Raw genomic sequence first — 18,345 nt, forward strand, 5'->3', positions numbered from 1 at the left:
CTGCACTCAGTCGGGTGCCGAGGTGCGGATCAGGTAGTCGAAGGCGCTCAGCGCGGACTTGGCGCCTTCGCCGGCGGCGATGACGATCTGCTTGTAAGGCACATTCGTGCAATCGCCGGCACCGAACACGCCGGGCACATTGGTCTTGCCATGCGCGTCGATGACGATCTCGCCCATCGGGGTGGTCAGGTCAACGGTGCCCTTGAGCCAGCCGGTGTTGGGCAGCAGGCCGATCTGCACGAAGATGCCTTCGAGTTCCAGATGCTTGCTCTCGCCGCTGACACGGTCCTTGTAGCTCAGGCCGTTGACCTTGCCGCCCGCGCCCGTCACCTCGGTGGTCTGCGCGTTGAGCAGCACATCGACGTTGGGCAGGCTGTGGAGCTTGCGCTGCAGCACCTCGTCGGCACGCATCTTGTCGGCGAATTCCAGCAGCGTCACATGGGACACCACGCCGGCCAGGTCGATGGCGGCTTCGACGCCGGAGTTGCCGCCGCCGATCACGGCCACGCGCTTGCCCTTGAAGAGCGGACCGTCACAGTGCGGGCAATAGGTCACGCCCTTGGTGCGATACTCCTCTTCGCCGGGCACGTTCATCGAGCGCCAGCGCGCGCCGGTGGCGAGGATCACGGTTCTGGACTTCAGGGTGGCGCCGCTTTCGGTCTGCACCTCGATCAGGCCGCCGGCCTGCGCGGCGGGCACCAGGGCCTTGACCTGCTGCAGGTTCATGATGTCCACGTCGTAGTCGCGCACATGGCGTTCGAGGTCGGCGGCAAAGCGCGGGCCGTCGGTCTTGGATACCGAGATGTAGTTCTCGATGTCCATGGTGTCGAGCACCTGGCCGCCAAAGCGCTCGGCCACCACGCCGGTGCGGATGCCCTTGCGCGCCGCATAGATGGCAGCGGCCGCGCCGGCCGGGCCACCACCGACGATCAGCACATCGAAGGGGTCCTTGGCGCTGATGGCTTGGGCGGCATCGGCGGCGGCGCTGGTATCGATGCGCGCGACGATTTCGCCGAGCTCCATGCGGCCTTGGCCGAAGTGCTCACCGTTGAGGTAGACGGTGGGCACGCCCATGATTTCCTTGGCCTCGATCTCGCCCTGATACAGCGCACCGTCGATGGCGGTGTGCGTGATGCTGGGATTGAGTACCGTCATCAGGTTGAGCGCCTGGATGACGTCGGGACAGTTGTGGCAGGTGATCGAGTAATAGGTCTCGAAGTGGAACGGGCCGGCCAGCCGCTTGATGCGGTCCTGCAGTTCCTGGGGCTCCTTCGAGGGGTGGCCGCCCACCTGCAGCAGTGCCAGCACCAGCGAGGTGAACTCGTGGCCCAGCGGTACGCCGGCGAACACCAGGCCGGAGTTGGTGCCGGGGTTGGTGATCAGGAACGAGGGACGGCGCGCATCGCTGCCGTCGGTGCGTACGCTGATCTTGTCGCTGAGCGCGTCGATGTCGCTCAGTAGCTCGAGCATGTCGCGCGATCCCTCGCTGTCATCCAGCGAAGCGACCAGTTCGACCGGCTTGGTCAGGCGCTCCAGATAGGCTTTCAATTGGGTTTTGAGGGTATCGTCCAACATGGTCGGAATGTCCTTTGCGTTTGGCGTTTTTTGGCGTTTCCAGCGCCCGTCATGTCGATACATGAGGGCATTTCGGGCCAAAAAAAGCCCGAGCACCCGCTGAGGCGCCCGGGCGTTGGAGAGGCCGATGGCCTCTTGTTTCTAGGTCTGCTGTTTCAGCACCTGTTCAGGTGTGATGGGCAATCAGATCTTGCCGACCAAGTCCAGCGAGGGAGCCAGCGTCTTCTCGCCTTCCTTCCACTTGGCGGGGCAGACTTCGCCCGGGTGCGAGGCGACGTACTGGGCGGCCTTGATCTTGCGCAGCAGGTCGTTGGCGTCACGGCCGATGCCTTCGGCGGTCACTTCGATGGCCTGGATCACGCCTTGCGGGTCGACGATGAAGGTGGCACGGTCAGCCAGACCCTGGCCTTCGCGCAGCACGCCGAAGTTGTTGGCCAGCGTGAAGGTCTGGTCGCCAACCATGAAGTACTTGATCTTGCCGATGGTCTCGGACGAATCGTGCCAGGCCTTGTGGGTGAAGTGGGTGTCGGTGGAGACGGAATAGACTTCCACGCCCAGCTTTTGCAGTTCTTCGTAGTGGTCGGCCACGTCGCCCAGTTCAGTCGGGCAAACGAAGGTGAAGTCGGCCGGATAGAAGAAGAACACGGCCCACTTGCCCTTGACGTCCTTCTCGGTGATGTCGACGAACTTGCCATCGTGGAAAGCGGTGGCCTTGAACGGCAGGATTTCGGTATTGACTTGTGCAACCATTGCGGACTCCTATGACGGTTGGTGGATTAATCAGGCGATGGGTAGAAGTTTACGGCACTCACGCGATAAATCAAATTGAATGATTCGATTGTCGTCATAGTTTTTGACGATTCTGTGACGCTGGCATGCTGGTCATGCCAGTGACGCAAGCAACGCAAATAGCGCAAGTAATGCAAATAGCGCAAGTGGTGCAGGTGATGCCTGGATCCGCTGGTTGCACGGCCGGCGCCCCGCGCCCCGACTCGGTGCCGGCCAGAGGCGCGTTCAGTGGCCCACGAAAAGATCGTAAGCAGGTTCTCAGGGCCGCCTCATCTGGCAATCGCTGGGCTGGGCCAGCTCCGCACCGGTGAAGACCGCATCGGTGCGAAAGCCGTAATCCGTGCCTTCCCAGGCCACGGTGACCTTTTGCCCGTCCACCGGGGCAATGGTGTTGACCACCTGCGGCAGCAGCAGCTGGTGATCCTGGGCGCGCATTTCCACCGGACCGATGATGGAGTCGTAACGAAGACCTTCGAGCGCGCGCGCCACGGCCACGCTGTCGGTCTGGCCGGCCTTGTCGATGGCGGCGGCCAGCAGGCGTGGCGTGAGGTCCATGCGCGGCGAGAGGAATTCCTTGCCCATGCGCTGCCGGTAGCGCTGCGCCAGCGCGTCCACCTGCGGCTGGTCGGCCTGGCCGGGATGCCATTCCGCCACCCAGGTCAGGTCGCCCTTGCGGATCTGCGACATGGTGGTGACCGTGCCGGGCATGGCGCCGGCGCTGTGGTTGAAGTAGCGCAACTGCAGGCCTGAGTCGCCCGCGGCCTTGAGCAGCAGGCTCAGGTCCGGCCCCCAGTTTCCGGTGATGACGGCATCGGCGCCGGCCTGGCGCAGGCCGGCGACATAGGGTGCAAAGTCCTTGACCTGCCCGATCGCATGGAAGATCTCGCCGGTGAACTGGATGTCGGGCCGGGCCTGGCCCACCATCTGCCGGCCATAGGCGGCCCACTGGCGCCCGTGGGCATAGTCCTGGTTGAGCAGATAGATCTTCCGGATCTCCGGCAGATCGGCAATGGTGCCTGCCAGAGCCTTCATCTTCATGGCGGTGTTGGCCTCGGTCTGGAAGTGCCAGAAGCTGCAGGTCTTGCCGGTGAGTTCCGGGTCGATGGACGAGTGGTTGAGTACCAGCACTTCCCTGCCGGGGTTGCGCTGGTTCCAGCGATTGGCCGACTGCACCAGGGCCGTGACCACCGACGAGCCCGAACCGCCGGTGACGATGGCGCGCGCGCCTTGGTCAATGGCGGCTTGCAGGGCGCTTTGGCTCTCCTGCGCCGAGAGCTTGCTGTCGAACTTCAGCAGTTCCAGCTCGGTGCCGCCCAGCACGCCGCCCTGCGCATTGATGTCTTCCACCGCGAACTGGATGTGGTTGAGCATCAGTTCGCCCACGGCGGAGAAGGGGCCCGATAGCGGGTCGATGTAGGCGATCCGGTAGGTGTCGGCGGCATGGCTGCTGCCATGCGCCAGCAAAGCGGCGAGTCCGGCGGCGGCGATGGCACCGATCGCGCGGGAAGGGGGGCTGAACATGGTTTTGTCTCCTTGGTTGTGGTGGTGAGCGAGGCGGGCCGCCTGTTCCGGCGGCTTCATCGAAATTGGCTTTGGCCTTGGGTTGGCGGCGCCATGGTTTCCTCCACATGGCGCCAGGGGCATCTATCCGCCCGGTGCGGACGGTGGCGTGGCAGGTGCGCGCGGGCGCAGTCCCAGCAGTTGCATGGCCAGCCGCGTCAGCTCGGCGGTCACGGCCTCGGGGCCCAGGCGGCCATCGGGCCGGTACCAGCTGTAGAGAAAGCCCGGCAGGCTGCAGGCTGCCAGCGCGGTCAGCCGGGTTTCACCGAAGGCCAGGTCACCATCGGCGCGGGCCTGCTCCAGCAGCGGACAGAGCCGGTCATAGAAGCGGTTGGCGAGCTGCCGCACGGCCGCCTGGTATTCGGTGCGGTAGGCCTGGGGCTCCTTGTACGGAAAGAACGCGGCCGGGTAGTGCGCAATGGTGGCGCGAATCAGCCGCGCCAGGCCCTCCTGCACCTTCTGTACTGCCGGGCGCGGGTCGCCATCGGCAAAGTCCAGCGCCGAGAAACAGGCCACCGCCGGGTGCCAGGACAGCGTCTCGAAGAGCGCCTGCTTGTCATGGAAGTAGTAGTAGACGAAGGGCTTGGTGACGCCCAGTTCGGCGGCGATCTGCGCGATGGTGGTGTTGGCGTAGCCCTGCGCCGCGAAGAGCCGGGTGGCCGCCTGCAGGATGCGTTCGCGCTGCGCATCGGTGGCGGCGCTGACGTGGCGCTGGCGGCCGGTGTCCGGCGGCACATCGGGCCGCGGCGGTGGCGTGATGGCCGCTTTCCGGCCGCTGCGCTGCCGGCGCGCGCCGGTCGGATTCGGTGGTGTCGCAGAGGTTATACCCATGGGTAGGAATACTGGTGCAAGATGCACCGCATGGCAAGCCGCCGGGCGTTCCGCGCGGCCAACGACAAACCCAAAACTGACGCCATGGAGACAAGATGACTGATATTGCCGGCCTGCCCGAGCGGCCCCAGCAGCCTTTGCACGAGTACCTGCGCGAGCATGCGCGCCACCGACCGGACCACCCGGCCTGCATCTGGTATGGCCGCGCCATCAGCTGGGCCGAACTGGATGGCGCCAGCGATGCCTTTGCCGCGCGCCTGCAGCAGCTGGGGGTGGCCAAGGGCGAGCCGGTGGTGTTGTTCCTGGGCAATTGCCCGGAATACCTGGTGGCGCATTTCGGCATCCAGAAGATCGGCGCCATCGTCTGCCCCAGCGGGCCGCTCAACAAGGAGCATGAACTGGCCTACCAGGTCGGCGACCTGCAGGCGCGCGTGATCGTTGCGGCCGCGCCCTTGCTGCCGGTGGTGCAGAAGATCCGTGCGGACAGTTCGCTCGAACACGTGTTCGCGGTCCACTATGGTGACTGGCTGCCCGAGAGGCCGACGCTGGACCTGCCCGCCGAGTTGGTGCAGGCCCGCGCGCAGCCGCGCAGCGTGCCAGCCAATTGCGAGGATTTCTTCGCGCTGCTGGCTTCTGGCGCCCGTCCACAACGAGTGGCGCTGTCGCTCGATGACGTGGCACTGATGACCTATACCTCCGGCACCACCGGCCTGCCCAAGGGCGCGATGCTCAGCTATGGCAACGCGCTCTTCAAGACGCGGGTGACGGCCGATTGCAATGGCGTGCAGCCCGCCGACGTGCTGCTGTCGGTGGCGCCGCTCTACCACATCGCCGGCATGCTGATGGGGGTGAACGTGCCGGTACTCACTGGTGCCACCAGCGTGCTGCTGCACCGGTTCGATCCGCGCGCCGTACTGCAGGCCATCGAACGCTACCGGGTGAGTTGGTGGTACAGCATTGCGCCGATGAACGTGGCCTGCATGCAGCAGCCCGACATCGGCAGCTTCAACCTCGACAGCCTCAGAATGAACCCGGTGACCAGCTTCGGCATCGCCTTCACCGAGTCGCTGGCGCGGCAATGGCAGTCGTTCGCGCCGAACTGCACCTCGCAGGAGGCCGCCTATGGCCTCTCCGAGACGCACACCTGCGACACCTACACGCCCGCCGGCGGGGCACGCTGGGGCACCCAGGGCATTGCCTCGCCGGGGGTGACGATCCGCATTCTCGATCCGGACACCGGTGCCGAGCTGCCGGCCGACGAGGTCGGCGAAATCGTGCTGCGCAGCCCCGGCGTCTTCCAGGGCTACTGGAACAAGCCCGATGCCACCGCCGCGACGCTGCGCGATGGCTGGGTGCACACCGGCGACATGGGCCGGCTCGACGCCGATGGCTACCTCACGTTCATCGGCCGCTTCAAGGAGATGATCAAGGTCTCGGGCTACAGCGTGTTCCCGGAGGAGGTCGAGACCATCCTCATCAAACATCCGGCGGTGGCGCAGGTGGCGGTGATCGCAGCGCCCGATGCCGAGAAGGGCGAGGTGGTCAAGGCCTTCGTCGTTCGCAAGCCTGGCATCGACGTCTCGCCCGACGACATCGTGGCCTGGTCGCGCCAGAACATGGCGAACTACAAGGCACCGCGCCACGTACGCTTCATCGACGCATTGCCGGCCACCGGCGCCGGCAAGGTGCTGCGGCGCCTGCTCAAGGACCTGGATTGAAAGCGGTGCAAGCATGTTCAAACGCGTACTGATTGCCAACCGGGGGGAGATCGCGCTGCGCCTGCTGCGCGCCCTGCAGGATTTGGACATTGCCACCGTGGTGGTGTATGCCGGGGACGATGCCCAGGCCCTGCATGTGCGGCTGGCCGACACCGCCGTGGCGCTCGATGCCAGCGGCCCGCAGGCCTACCTGGATGGTGCCGCGCTGCTGGCCGTCGCGCAGGCGCAGGATTGCGATGCCATCCACCCCGGCTACGGTTTTCTGAGCGAACGTGCCGATTTCGCGCAGGCCTGCGCCGATGCCGGCGTTGCCTTCATCGGGCCGACGCCGGCGCAGCTGGCGCTGTTCGGCGACAAGGCCGCAGCGCGCGCGCTGGCCGAGCGCTGCGGCGTGCCGGTGATGCCCGGCAGCTGCGGCGCCGTCACGCTGGCCGAGGCCCAGGCCTTCCTTGCCGCCCAGGCGGAAGATGGCGCCGGAGTGATGGTCAAGGCCATCGGCGGTGGGGGTGGGCGCGGCATGCGGGCCGTGCTGCGCGCCGAGGAATTGCCAGAGGCCTTCGCGCGCTGCAGCTCCGAGGCGAAGGCCGCGTTCGGTGTCGAAGGAGTCTACGTCGAACGCCTGATGACGCGGGCACGCCACATCGAGATCCAGGTGTTGGGCGATGGCCGGGCCGCCGCCAGCCTGGGCGAGCGCGAATGCACGCTGCAGCGGCGCTTCCAGAAGCTGGTCGAGATCGCGCCCAGTCCGTCACTGAGCGATGCGCTGGCGCAGACCATCACCGATGCGGCGCTGCGCATGGCACGCGAGGTTGGTTATCGCGGCCTGGGCACGTTCGAGTTCCTGGTCGATGAAAGCTCCGGCGCGCTGCCCTTCGTCTTCATCGAGGCCAATCCCCGCCTGCAGGTCGAACACACCGTCACCGAGGCCGTCACCGGCCTTGATCTGGTGCAGTTGCAGATCGCCGTGGCTGCCGGCGAGCCGCTGGCTGCGCTGGGCATCGTCGACGGTGGCCGCGCCGCCCAGCGTGGCTTTGCCATCCAGTGGCGCATCAATGCCGAAACGCTGGATGCCGAGGGTCTGGCGCGGCCGGCCAGTGGCACCCTGACGCGTTTCGAGCTGCCCGCCGGCCCCGGCGTGCGGATCGACACGCACGGCTATGCGGGTCTGGCGCCATCGCCGCACTACGACACGCTGTTGGCCAAACTGATCGTGCACAGCCCCTCGCCACAGTTCGCCGATGCACAGCGGCGCGCCCAGCGCGCGCTGGCCGAATGCCGCATTGCCGGCCTGGCCACCAACCTGGCGCTGCTGCAGGCCATCGGCGCGCGGCCCGAGTTCAGCGCCCAGGCCGTGCACACGCGGTTCGTCGAGGAGCATCTGCCGGCACTGCTGGCCGCGGCGCAGGCGCTGCAGAGCCGGCAGCCAGCGGATGATGCCGTGGCACCGGCCGGCATGGACCCGCATGCCGGTGCGTCTGCCGACCCGTTTGCCGATGCCGGGCCGGCGGTGCTGCGCGCGCCGATGGCGGCCCGGCTGGTGCAGTTCGACGTGGCTGTTGGCGACAGGGTGCCGGCCGGCGCACAACTGGGCGTGCTCGAGGCCATGAAGATGGAGCATCTGCTGCATGCCCCGCAGGCCGGCCGCGTGCTGGCGCTGCTGGCCGGGCCGGGCGACTACCTCGCCGAAGGCCAGCCGCTGCTGCGGCTCGAACCAGTGGATGCCGAGGCCGTGCCGCAGGACGAGCAGGCCGCGCTGGACCTGGATGCAATCCGCCCCGACCTGCAGCGCGTCATCGACCGGCACGCCTTTACCCTCGACCCGCAGCGGGACAAGGCGGTGGCCAAGCGCCACGCGCAGGGCGGCCGCACGGCGCGCGAGAACATTGCCGACCTGTGCGAGCTGGAGGGGGACCCGGACGGCTTCATCGAGTACGGCCAGCTGGCCATTGCCGCGCAGACGCGCCGGCGCTCTCTGGAGGATCTGATCGCCAGCACCCCGGCCGATGGCATCGTCACTGGCATCGGCAGCGTCAACAAACGCTGGTTCGGCGCCGAGGCCGCGCGCTGTGTGGTCATGGCCTACGACTACACGGTGCTGGCCGGCACCCAGGGCCTGCGCAACCACCAGAAGCAGGACCGCATGCTGGCTGTGGCGCACCAGCTGCGCATTCCGCTGGTGCTGTTCGCCGAGGGCGGCGGCGGGCGCCCGGGCGATACCGACATGCCGATCGTCGCCGGTCTCAACAACCACACCTTCAGCCAGTATGCGGCGCTGTCGGGCAAGGTGCCGGTGGTCGGCATCGTGCATGGCCGCTGTTTTGCCGGCAACGCCGCGCTGCTTGGCTGCAGCGACGTCATCATTGCCACCCGCGCCAGCAACATCGGCATGAGCGGCCCGGCCATGATCGAGGGCGGCGGCCTGGGCAGCTTCACGCCCGAGCAGATCGGCCCGAGCGAGGTGCAGTCGGCCAACGGCGTGATCGACGTGCTGGTCGAGGACGAGGCCGAAGCGGTGGCCGTGGCGCGCCAGTACCTTTCCTACTTCCAGGGCACCCTGGCGCAGTGGGATTGCGCCGACCAGCGCCGGCTGCGCCACCTCATCCCGGAAAACCGCCTGCGGGTCTATGACGTGCGCGCCGTCATGCAGCATCTGTTCGACGCCGGTTCGGTGCTGGAGCTGCGCCGGGGCTTTGGCGCCGGCATCATCACCGCACTGGCGCGCATCGAAGGACGTCCGGTGGGCATTCTGGCCAACAACCCGCAGCACCTGGGCGGCGCCATCGACGTCGAGGCGGCCGACAAGTCGGCGCGCTTCATGCAGCTGTGCAACGCGCACGGCCTGCCCATCGTCTCGCTGTGCGACACGCCCGGCTTCATGGTCGGCCCCGACATCGAGGCACGCGCGCAGGTGCGCCATGTCTGCCGCATGTTCATGGCGGCCTCGCACCTGGCGGTGCCGTACTTCACGGTGGTGCTGCGCAAAGGCTATGGCCTGGGCGCGCAGGCCATGGCCGCCGGCGGTTTCGACGCGCCGGTGTTCACCATCTCCTGGCCTACCGGCGAGTTCGGCGCCATGGGTTTGGAGGGTGCGGTGCGGCTGGGCTTTCGCAAGGAGCTGGAGGCGGCTGCGCCGGGCGCCGAGCGCGATGCGCTGTTCGCCCAACTGGTGGCGCAGCAATACGCCAATGGCGAGGCCATGAACATGGCGCAAACACTGGAAATCGACGCCGTGATCGACCCCGCCCACACGCGCAACTGGCTGCTGCGCGGGCTGGAGTCGGCCTCCCGCACGGTGGCCGTGCCGCAGGCCTACGTGGATACCTGGTGAGGCAGAAACGCGCCGGGCACCATGGCGCCTGGCGCGTCTGGAACGGACCCTGAAGGGGTTTATGGCGGTGATTTGCAGCCCCTGGCGTTTGCCGTCATCATGCGGTTTTCCCCCCGCATCCCTCTTCCGTGACCCGCAAGGAGGCCGCCGATGACCCGCCTGACCGCCAAAGACTTCCCCCAGGAACTGCTGGAGCTCTACGACTTCTATGTGCATGGGCGCATCAGCCGGCGCGAATTTCTCGACCGTGCCGGCCTGTATGCCGTGGCCGGCACCAGCGCGGCCGCGATTCTGGCCGCGCTGAGCCCCAACTACGCGCTGGCCAATCAGGTCGAATTCACCGACCCGGGCATCGTGCCCGAGTACATCCAGTATCCATCGCCCCAGGGCCATGGCCAGGTGCGCGCCTATCTGGTGCGGCCCGCCGGGGCCAGCGGACCGGTGCCGGGTGTGGTGGTGGTGCACGAGAACCGCGGCCTCAATCCCTATATCGAGGATGTCGCGCGGCGTGTGGCCAAGGCCGGTTTCGTGGCGCTGGCGCCGGACGGGCTCAGCTCGGTGGGCGGCTATCCCGGCAATGACGACAAGGGACGCGAGCTGCAGCAGACGGTGGATCCTGAGAAGCTGATGAATGATTTCTTCGCCGCCATCGAATACCTGCGGGCCAGTACGCTGACGACTGGCAAGGTCGGCATCACCGGCTTCTGCTATGGCGGCGGCGTTTGCAACGCGGCATCGGTGGCCTACCCGGAACTGGCTGCGGCCGTGCCGTTCTATGGCCGCCAGGCCAGCCCCGGGGACGTGCCCCGCATCCAGGCGCCCGTGCTGTTCCACTTCGCCGAGACCGACCCCAACGTCAACGCCAGCTGGCCGGCCTACGAGGCGGCGCTCAAGGCCGCCGGCAAGACCTACGAGGCATACATCTACCCGGGCACCAACCATGGCTTCCACAATGATTCGACGCCGCGCTACGACGAGGCCGCCGCCAAGCTGGCATGGCAGCGAACGCTGGATTGGTTTGATCGCCATCTGGCCTGATGCCAGGCTTTCGAAGCCGGTATTTACAGGCGATCAGGAAAACCATACAATGCGCGGTTTTCCGGTTTTGCCGCCTTGCTTGCAGAGTCAGCTTTGCAGATGGGGTGGCAGGGGATACCGCCAACCCTATCTGGCGAGGTGAGGCCGCTCGAGAAGGCATGCGAACAGCACCTGCCTGCGGCCGCAAATAAAGGGAAATCTCAACATGGCACGCGTATGTGATGTCACGGGCAAGCGCCCGCAAGTGGGTAACAACGTCTCCCACGCCAACAACAAGACCAAGCGCCGCTTTCTGCCGAACCTGCAGTACAAGCGCTTCTGGGTCGAGAGCGAAAACCGCTGGGTGCGCCTGCGCGTCTCCAGCGCAGCTCTGCGTTTGATCGACAAGAATGGCATCGAGGCTGTGCTCGCCGACCTGCGCGCACGTGGCCAAGCCTGATTCTGCACAGTAAGGAGTAATTACCATGGCATCCAAAGGCGGCCGCGAAAAGATCAAGCTCGAATCCACTGCTGGCACCGGGCACTTCTACACCACCAGCAAGAACAAGAAGACGACACCCGACAAGCTGTCGTTCTCGAAGTTCGACCCCAAGGCTCGCAAGCACGTCGAGTACAAGGAAGTCAAGCTCAAGTGAGTCCAGTCCCGCGCCCTGCGAGGTGCGGTGAAAACAAAAAGGCCAGCCGTTGCGCTGGCCTTTTTGCTGCCTGTTGCCGGTTTGCCGGTTCGTTGGTGCGCCAATCCTGGCTGGCGCAGGCGTTCGGCCAAGACTGCCTGGCCAGCCATGAAAAATGAAAAAGGCACCCGCGCAAACGAGTGCCTTTTCGAGGGCGAGAAAGGAAGGGGCCTAGTCCTCTGCCGCCCCGTCGTTTACTCGGCCGGCAGCGGGTTGCGCAGGCGGATGTGCAGCTCGCGCAACTGCTTTTCGTCCACCGGCGAAGGGGCTTGCGTGAGCAGGTCCTGGGCGCGCTGGGTTTTGGGGAAGGCGATCACGTCGCGGATCGAGTCGGCACCGGTCATCAGCGTGATCAGCCGGTCGAGCCCGAAGGCCAGGCCGCCATGCGGGGGGGCGCCATACTGCAGCGCGTCGAGCAGGTAGCCGAACTTGGCGCGGGCATCCTCGGGGCTGATCTTGAGCGCATCGAACACCTTGCTCTGCACGTCGGCGCGGTGGATACGCACCGAGCCGCCGCCGAGTTCCCAGCCGTTGAGCACCATGTCGTAGGCCTTGGCCAGGCAACGGCCCGGGTCGGTGACCATCAGCTCCTCGTGGCCGTCCTTGGGGGCGGTGAAGGGGTGGTGCACGGCGGCCCAGCGGTCGTTTTCGTCGTCGTACTCGAACATCGGGAAGTCCACCACCCACAGCGGCGCCCAGCGGTTTTCGAACAGGCCATGGCTCTTGCCGAATTCGCTGTGCCCGATCTTCAGGCGCAGCGCGCCGATGGCGTCGTTGACGATCTTTTCCTTGTCGGCGCCGAAGAAGAGCAGGTCGCCATCCTGCGCGCCGGTGCGCGTGAGGATCTCGGCAATGGCCGCGTCGTGCAGGTTCTTGACGATGGGTGACTGCAGGCCATCGCGGCCCTTGGCCACTTCATTGACCTTGATCCAGGCCAGGCCCTTCGCGCCGTAGATCTTGACGAATTCGGTGTAGTGGTCGATGTCGCCACGGCTGATCGCGGCGCCGCCGGGCACGCGCAACGCCACCACGCGGCCGCCCTTGGTGGTGGCTGGGGTCGAGAAGACCTTGAAGTCCACGTCCTTCATCACCTCGGTCAGCTCGGTGAACTCGAGCTTGACGCGCAGGTCGGGCTTGTCGGAACCGAAGCGGAACGCCGCTTCCTGGTAGGTCATGGTCGGGAAGGCGCCGAGCTCGACGTCGAGCTGCGTCTTGAAGACCTGCACGATCATGTCCTCGAAGATGGCGCGGATTTCCTCCTCGTTCAGGAACGAGGTTTCGCAGTCGATCTGCGTGAACTCGGGCTGGCGGTCGGCGCGCAGGTCCTCGTCGCGGAAGCACTTGGTGATCTGGTAGTAGCGGTCGTAGCCGGCCACCATCAGCATCTGCTTGTAGAGCTGGGGCGACTGCGGCAGCGCGTAGAACTGGCCGTCGTGCACGCGGCTGGGAACCAGATAGTCGCGCGCGCCTTCGGGCGTGCTCTTGCCCAGCATCGGCGTCTCGATGTCGACGAAGCCCTGCGAGTCGAGGTAGTTGCGCACCTGGATGGAGACCTTGTAGCGCAGCATCAGGTTCTTCTGCATGTAGGGACGGCGCAGGTCCAGCACGCGGTTCGTGAGGCGCACGGTCTCCGACAGGTTGTCGTCGTCGAGCTGGAACGGCGGCGTCACAGACGGGTTGAGGACGACGAGCTCATGGCACAGCACCTCGATCTTGCCGCTGGTGAGACTGTCGTTGGTGGTGCCTTCGGGGCGTGCGCGCACCAGGCCCTTGATCTGCAGGCAGAACTCGTTGCGGATGGTCTCGGCCGTGGCGAACATCTCGGGGCGGTCGGGGTCGCAGACCACCTGCACATAGCCTTCGCGGTCGCGCAGGTCGATGAAGATCACGCCGCCATGGTCGCGGCGGCGGTTGACCCAGCCGCACAGGGTGACGGTCTGGCCGGTCAGGGCTTCTGTGACCAGGCCACAGTATTCGGTGCGCATTGCCATTTGGTTGGTCCGTTTCTGGCTTTGGAGAGCCGCATTGTCTGCCGCCGGTGGCTGGCGGCGATGAAGTGAGTGGTGTGGGGCTGGGACGGTGAGTGGCTCAGGTTGCAGCCGCGCTGCCGGTCTTTTCGCCAGTTCCGGTGCTGCTGGCAGCCTCGCTGGCTGCAGGTGCCGCAGCGCCGCTCGATGCACCTTTGTCATCGCCACCGCCGCTGCTGCTGGCGACCGGCGCGCCGGGCTTGCTGCCGCTGTTCTTGAAGTCGGTGGCATACCAGCCCGTGCCCTTGAGCTGGAAGCTCGGGGCCGAGAGCTGTTTGGCAAAGGTGCTGGCAGCACAGGCGGGGCAAACCGTCAGCGGAGCGTCGGAGATTTTTTGCAGGACGTCCTTGCGGAAGCCGCAGTCGTTGCACAGATAAGCGTAGATGGGCATGACGAACCTGTCACACAGAGAAAAACGCGGGAAAACTGGCAATTATAGAGTGCCGTGGCTCTGGCACCGCTCGGACCGCCCTCTGGCCGCACCGACCAGTGACCGTGTGACGGGACAGGGGCTCACAGGCGAGCTTCTCAACCCCGCGCCTGCTCGGCGCGTCGGCGCCGCTCGCGCGCGGCCATCATATAGCTGGCCACGGTAACGAACACCGCCACCACGACGATCACCACGGTGGCCAGGGCGTTGACGGTGGGGTCCAGCCCCAGGCGGGCACGCGAGAAGATCATCAGCGGCATGGTGGTCGAGCCCGGCCCGGAGAGGAAGGCGGCGATCACCACGTCGTCCAGCGAGAGGGTGAAGGTCAGCAGCCAGGCGGCCATCAGCGCCTGGCCGATGTTGGGCAGCGTCACCAGAAAGAACACTTGCGCGGGCCGGGCGCCCAGGTCCTGCGCGGCTTCTTCCAGTTGCGGGTTGAGGTCGCGCAGGCGCGCAACGATGACCACGGTGGCATAGGCCAGGCCGATGAGCACATGGCCGATCCAGATGGTCAGCAGGCCGCGCTCGGGGTAGCCGAAGGCGCGCTGCAGCGATACCAGCAGCAGCAGCAGGGACAGGCCCACCAGCACTTCCGGCATGACCAGCGGCGCCCGCAGCAGCGCCGAATAGAACGAACGCCCGAGGTGCCGGCGCATGTGGTGCAGCGACACGGCCGCCAGCGTGCCCAGTATCGTCGCGGCAGTGGCCGAGCAGGCGGCGAGCTGCAGCGAGCGCAGCAGGCCCCGCTGCAGGTCGGTATCGGCCCAGAGCTTCTCGTACCAGCGCAGGCTGAAGCCGGCCCAGACATTGGGCACCGGCGAATCGGTGAAGCTGAACACCACCAGCGCCACGATGGGCAGATACAGGAACGCGAACACCAGCAGCAGCCACAGCCGCCCCAGCGCCTTCTCTCCGCCTCCGGCCTGCATCAGCGTCTCCCTTCCCGCAGTTCGGCCCGATCCTGGCTGTAGTTGAACAGCGCCAGCGGGATCAGGATCAGCAGCATCATGATGACGGCCACCGTGCTGGCCATGGGCCAGTCGTTGCTGGCAAAGAACTCGTCCCACAGCACGCGGCCGATCATCAGGGTGTTGGGCCCGCCCAGCAGTTCCGGAATCACGTATTCGCCCACGCATGGAATGAACACCAGCATGGCGCCGGCCATGATGCCGCTGCGCGACATCGGCACCGTCACGCGCCAGAACGATTGCCACGGCGTGGCGCCCAGATCCTGCGCGGCTTCGAGCAGGCGCCCGTCCATCTTCGAGAGGGTGGCGTAGAGCGGCAGCACCATGAATGGCAGGTAGGTGTAGACCATGCCCAGCATCAGCGAGAAGGGGCTGTAGAGCAGCTCGGTGGGCGAATTGACCAAGCCCCACTGGGCCAGCCAGCGGCTGATGCCCGACTCCACCAGGAACTGGCCGATCCAGCCGGTCCGGGCGTCCAGCAGGCCCTTCCAGGCGTAGACGCGCAGCAGGAAGCTGGTCCAGAACGGCAGCATCACCCCCATCAGCAGCAGGGGCTGCAGGCTGCTGCGCGCGCGGGCCATGAAGTACGCGAACGGATAGCCCAGCAGCAGGCACAGCAGTGTGGTCAGCAGCGCGTACCAGGCCGAGCGCAGGTAGGAGGAGATGTACAGGTCGTCCTGCAGCAGGAGCAGGTAGGTGCTCCATTGGCCGCTCCACTGCCACCGGCCATCGACCTGGGCGACGAGCGGCTCCAGCCGCACGCCGTCGAACTGCTGCAGGCTGATCTGCAGCACCAGCACGAAAGGCATGAGGAAAAACAGCAGCAGCCACAGCAGCGGCAGCCCGGTCACCAGGCTTCGCCCCCAGTGCTTCATCGCGTCACCTCCGTGGGCAAATCGGTGCGTGTCATGGGAATGGCCGTGGGGCAGGGTTGACGCTCAGCGGGTAAGCACGATCTGTGCCCCGGCCGGCCAGACGGCACGCACCTGGTCGCCGATGGCATAGTCGATGCAGCCCTGGCGCTCGTCATTTTCCACGCTCACTTTCATGGTGCTGCCGCTGGGCAGGCGCAGGTGGAACATGGTGCTGTCGCCAAAGTAGGAGTAGGCGCTCACCGTGCCCAGCGTCTGGTTGCCCTGCGCGGGGTCGAGCGGCAGGCGGTCCAGGTCGATCTTCTCCGGGCGCACCGCCACCGTTACCTGCTCGCCGGCATGGGCCTGTGGCGGTTGCGCCAGCACATGCACCATGTCGGCGCAATGCACCTCCCACTGGCCGGACGAGCCCTCTGCCAGCTTGCCGTCCATCAGGTTGACGTTGCCGACGAAATCGGCCACGAAGCGCGAGCCAGGGTTCTCGTAGACCTGCGCGGGCGGCCCCACCTGCAGCAGCGCGCCCTGGCTCATCACCGCGATGCGCGAGGCCATCATCATCGCTTCTTCCTGGTCGTGCGTGACCAGCACGCAGGTCACGCCGATCTGCCCGATGATGTTGACGAGCTCGATCTGGGTCTGCTCGCGCAGCTTCTTGTCGAGCGCGCCCAGCGGCTCGTCGAGCAGCAGCAGTTGCGGGCGCTTGGCCAGGCTGCGCGCCAGCGCCACGCGCTGCTGCTGGCCGCCCGAGAGCTGGTGCGGCTTGCGCCTGGCCAGCTCCTGCAGTTGCACCAGCCGCAGCATGGCCTCGACCCGCTCGGCCACCTGCTCGCGCGGCAGCTTCTCGCGCCGCAGGCCGAAGGCGATGTTGTCCCAGACGTTCAGGTGCGGGAACAGCGCGTAGCTCTGGAACATCATGTTGACCGGCCGCTCGTAGGGCGGCACATCGGTCAGGTCCTGGCCGTCGAGCCACACCCGGCCGGAGCTGGGGCGCTCGAAGCCGGCGAGCATGCGCAGCAAGGTGCTCTTGCCGGAGCCGGACGAGCCCAGCAGGGCGAAGATCTCGCCCTTGGCCACTTCCAGGCCCACCTGGTTGACGGCACGGAAATCACCGAATTCCTTGGTGATCGCGTCGATCTTCAAAAATGCTTGGGTGTTCATCACCGTGGCCAGCCTGCGGTCTCGGACGGTCTCTGGGACGCTCTCGGCCGCTCAGCGGTTGGCCTTGAAGTTGGTGAAAGTGCGGGTGATCAGGCGCAGCGTGGCCTGGTCGGGGGTGTCCGGCGCAATCATGCTCGCCAGTGCTTCGGCGTCGGGGAACACCGCCTTGTCGCCGGCCAGTGCCGGGTTGACGTAGGGCAGCGATTCCTTGTTCGGGTTGGCGTAGAACACCGCGTTGGTCAACTCGGCACTGACCTTGGGTTCGAGGATGTAGTTGATCCACTTGTGGGCGTTGTCGACATGCTTGGCATCCTTGGGGATGGCCATGGTGTCGAAGAACAGCAGGCCGCCCATCTTGGGCAGCAGCACTTCCAGGTTCTGCGGCGTCGGCGTCTCTGCGGACTTGTCCTTGGCGATCATGATGTCGCCCGACCAGCCGATCACGGCGCAGAGCTGGCCGCGCGCCATCTGGTCGATGTAGTCCGAGCCGGAGCCGGCAAAGCGGGTCACATGGGGACGCACGGCCTTGAGCATCTTGGCCACTTCGGCGTAGTCGGCCGCATCGGTGCTGCGTGGGTCCTTGCCAATGTACTTGAGCGCGATCGGAATGATCTCGGATGCGGTATCCAGGTAGGAGATGCCGCAGTTCTTGAGCTTGGACGCATAGTCGGGGTTGAACACCAGATCCCAGGCGTTGTCCGGCAGCGGCGTCTCGCCCAGGGCCTTTTTCACCTCATCGGTGTTGATGCCCACGGTGGTATAGCCCCACATCCAGTCCACCAGGTGTTCGTTGCCGGGATCGACCTTGGCCAGTTGCGCCTGGATGGCCGGATCGAGGTTCTTCAGGTTGGGGATCTTGGACTTGTCGAGTTTCTGCAGCAGGCCGCCCTGGATCTGCAGCTTGGCGAAGTGCGAGCCCGGCACCACGATGTCGTAGCCCGACATGCCCGCCACCAGCTTGGCGTGCAGGGCTTCGTTGCTGTCGAAATTGTCGTAGCGCACTTTGATGCCGGTTTCCTTTTCGAAATTGGCAATGGTGTCGTCGGCAATGTAGTCGCCCCAGTTGTAGATGTTGAGCACCGGCGGCTCCTGGGCGTGTGCCGCCTGCGCGCCCAGGCCGGTGGCTAGCAGCAGCACCGTGGACGCGGCATACAAACGTTGAGACAAGCGCTGAGCCAGGGGATGCGCCAAGGAATGTGCCAAACGCCATTGCATAAGCCGGACCTCCGATCAGTGGGGAAAAACGATGTGCGCCGATTATCCATAGCGCAAGGCCTCCAGAGGCCAATAGGGCATAGAAAATCAGGAGAAATCGCGGCTGCGCGACAGTGGCACGGCGCGGGAGGCGGTGCAGGCACCACAAGCGTGCATGTCATG

The 18,345-nt window shown here is 66.0% G+C and carries 15 protein-coding genes; 5 read left to right on the forward strand and 10 right to left on the reverse strand.

The features are described from left to right. Positions 1-6: 6 nt before the first annotated feature. The 4 genes from ahpF to EV687_RS15270 form a co-directional block, all read right to left on the reverse strand. Entirely contained in the window at positions 7-1,575 is a 1,569-nt protein-coding gene (gene ahpF / locus EV687_RS15255; RefSeq protein ID WP_122229439.1) for an alkyl hydroperoxide reductase subunit F, read from the reverse strand. A gap of 183 nt (positions 1,576-1,758) precedes the next feature. After that, positions 1,759-2,325: an alkyl hydroperoxide reductase subunit C gene (gene ahpC, locus EV687_RS15260; protein ID WP_122229437.1), complete on the reverse strand. Its 567-nt coding sequence runs from the start codon at positions 2,323-2,325 to the stop codon at positions 1,759-1,761. Positions 2,326-2,622: 297 nt separating this feature from the next. After that, positions 2,623-3,885, reverse strand: a complete 1,263-nt coding sequence (locus EV687_RS15265) for a branched-chain amino acid ABC transporter substrate-binding protein (protein ID WP_122229909.1) — start codon at positions 3,883-3,885, stop codon at positions 2,623-2,625. Positions 3,886-4,008: 123 nt separating this feature from the next. Next, the gene (locus EV687_RS15270; RefSeq protein WP_122229435.1) at positions 4,009-4,755 is read right to left on the reverse strand and encodes a TetR/AcrR family transcriptional regulator; all 747 of its coding nucleotides are present in this window, start codon (positions 4,753-4,755) and stop codon (positions 4,009-4,011) included. 95 nt (positions 4,756-4,850) lie between these two features. Between EV687_RS15270 and EV687_RS15275 the strand changes: the two genes are divergently transcribed. The 5 genes from EV687_RS15275 (at position 4,851) to rpmG (ending at position 11,474) form a co-directional block, all read left to right on the forward strand. Continuing rightward, a complete protein-coding gene (locus EV687_RS15275) occupies positions 4,851-6,473 on the forward strand; it encodes an AMP-binding protein (RefSeq protein WP_242612673.1) in 1,623 nt (540 codons plus the stop codon). A gap of 13 nt (positions 6,474-6,486) precedes the next feature. Beyond that, positions 6,487-9,801: a carboxyl transferase domain-containing protein gene (locus tag EV687_RS15280; protein ID WP_122229433.1), complete on the forward strand. Its 3,315-nt coding sequence runs from the start codon at positions 6,487-6,489 to the stop codon at positions 9,799-9,801. Between the two features lie 150 nt (positions 9,802-9,951). Then, positions 9,952-10,839 carry a YghX family hydrolase gene (gene yghX, locus EV687_RS15285; protein ID WP_122229431.1) on the forward strand — a complete coding sequence of 296 codons (888 nt, stop codon included), beginning with the start codon at positions 9,952-9,954 and terminating at the stop codon, positions 10,837-10,839. A gap of 205 nt (positions 10,840-11,044) precedes the next feature. After that, a complete protein-coding gene (rpmB, locus tag EV687_RS15290) occupies positions 11,045-11,278 on the forward strand; it encodes a 50S ribosomal protein L28 (RefSeq protein ID WP_073354555.1) in 234 nt (77 codons plus the stop codon). Positions 11,279-11,303: 25 nt separating this feature from the next. Beyond that, a complete protein-coding gene (rpmG, locus tag EV687_RS15295) occupies positions 11,304-11,474 on the forward strand; it encodes a 50S ribosomal protein L33 (protein WP_122229429.1) in 171 nt (56 codons plus the stop codon). Between the two features lie 233 nt (positions 11,475-11,707). Here the strand turns inward: rpmG and aspS are convergent, their stop codons facing one another. The 6 genes from aspS to EV687_RS15325 form a co-directional block, all read right to left on the reverse strand. Next, complete coding sequence (aspS, locus tag EV687_RS15300) at positions 11,708-13,504, reverse strand: aspartate--tRNA ligase (RefSeq protein ID WP_122229427.1); 1,797 nt, start codon at positions 13,502-13,504, stop codon at positions 11,708-11,710. Positions 13,505-13,601: 97 nt separating this feature from the next. Beyond that, a complete protein-coding gene (locus EV687_RS15305; protein ID WP_122229425.1) occupies positions 13,602-13,931 on the reverse strand; it encodes an FmdB family zinc ribbon protein in 330 nt (109 codons plus the stop codon). Between the two features lie 137 nt (positions 13,932-14,068). After that, complete coding sequence (locus EV687_RS15310; protein ID WP_122229423.1) at positions 14,069-14,899, reverse strand: ABC transporter permease; 831 nt, start codon at positions 14,897-14,899, stop codon at positions 14,069-14,071. Further along, positions 14,899-15,813: an ABC transporter permease gene (locus EV687_RS15315; RefSeq protein ID WP_122229421.1), complete on the reverse strand. Its 915-nt coding sequence runs from the start codon at positions 15,811-15,813 to the stop codon at positions 14,899-14,901. Before EV687_RS15315 ends, EV687_RS15310 begins: the two co-directional genes overlap by 1 nt. A gap of 63 nt (positions 15,814-15,876) precedes the next feature. Further along, entirely contained in the window at positions 15,877-16,968 is a 1,092-nt protein-coding gene (locus tag EV687_RS15320; protein ID WP_122229419.1) for an ABC transporter ATP-binding protein, read from the reverse strand. A gap of 51 nt (positions 16,969-17,019) precedes the next feature. Beyond that, complete coding sequence (locus EV687_RS15325; RefSeq protein WP_423201098.1) at positions 17,020-18,135, reverse strand: polyamine ABC transporter substrate-binding protein; 1,116 nt, start codon at positions 18,133-18,135, stop codon at positions 17,020-17,022. Positions 18,136-18,345: the final 210 nt, after the last annotated feature.

Origin of the sequence: Corticibacter populi, assembly GCF_004217315.1 — a bacterium.
Classification (GTDB): domain Bacteria; phylum Pseudomonadota; class Gammaproteobacteria; order Burkholderiales; family Burkholderiaceae_C; genus Lampropedia; species Lampropedia populi.

Bases quoted from the DNA above. Each gene is read 5' to 3' on its own strand.
- rpmG (WP_122229429.1), top strand. From the start codon at position 11,304: ATGGCATCCAAAGGCGGCCGCGAAAAGATCAAGCTCGAATCCACTGCT.
- aspS (WP_122229427.1), bottom strand. From the start codon at position 13,504: ATGGCAATGCGCACCGAATACTGTGGCCTGGTCACAGAAGCCCTGACC.
- ahpF (WP_122229439.1), bottom strand. From the start codon at position 1,575: ATGTTGGACGATACCCTCAAAACCCAATTGAAAGCCTATCTGGAGCGC.
- EV687_RS15305 (WP_122229425.1), bottom strand. From the start codon at position 13,931: ATGCCCATCTACGCTTATCTGTGCAACGACTGCGGCTTCCGCAAGGAC.
- EV687_RS15320 (WP_122229419.1), bottom strand. From the start codon at position 16,968: ATGAACACCCAAGCATTTTTGAAGATCGACGCGATCACCAAGGAATTC.
- EV687_RS15265 (WP_122229909.1), bottom strand. From the start codon at position 3,885: ATGTTCAGCCCCCCTTCCCGCGCGATCGGTGCCATCGCCGCCGCCGGA.
- rpmB (WP_073354555.1), top strand. From the start codon at position 11,045: ATGGCACGCGTATGTGATGTCACGGGCAAGCGCCCGCAAGTGGGTAAC.
- yghX (WP_122229431.1), top strand. From the start codon at position 9,952: ATGACCCGCCTGACCGCCAAAGACTTCCCCCAGGAACTGCTGGAGCTC.
- EV687_RS15280 (WP_122229433.1), top strand. From the start codon at position 6,487: ATGTTCAAACGCGTACTGATTGCCAACCGGGGGGAGATCGCGCTGCGC.
- EV687_RS15275 (WP_242612673.1), top strand. From the start codon at position 4,851: ATGACTGATATTGCCGGCCTGCCCGAGCGGCCCCAGCAGCCTTTGCAC.
- EV687_RS15315 (WP_122229421.1), bottom strand. From the start codon at position 15,813: ATGAAGCACTGGGGGCGAAGCCTGGTGACCGGGCTGCCGCTGCTGTGG.
- EV687_RS15310 (WP_122229423.1), bottom strand. From the start codon at position 14,899: ATGCAGGCCGGAGGCGGAGAGAAGGCGCTGGGGCGGCTGTGGCTGCTG.
- ahpC (WP_122229437.1), bottom strand. From the start codon at position 2,325: ATGGTTGCACAAGTCAATACCGAAATCCTGCCGTTCAAGGCCACCGCT.
- EV687_RS15270 (WP_122229435.1), bottom strand. From the start codon at position 4,755: ATGGGTATAACCTCTGCGACACCACCGAATCCGACCGGCGCGCGCCGG.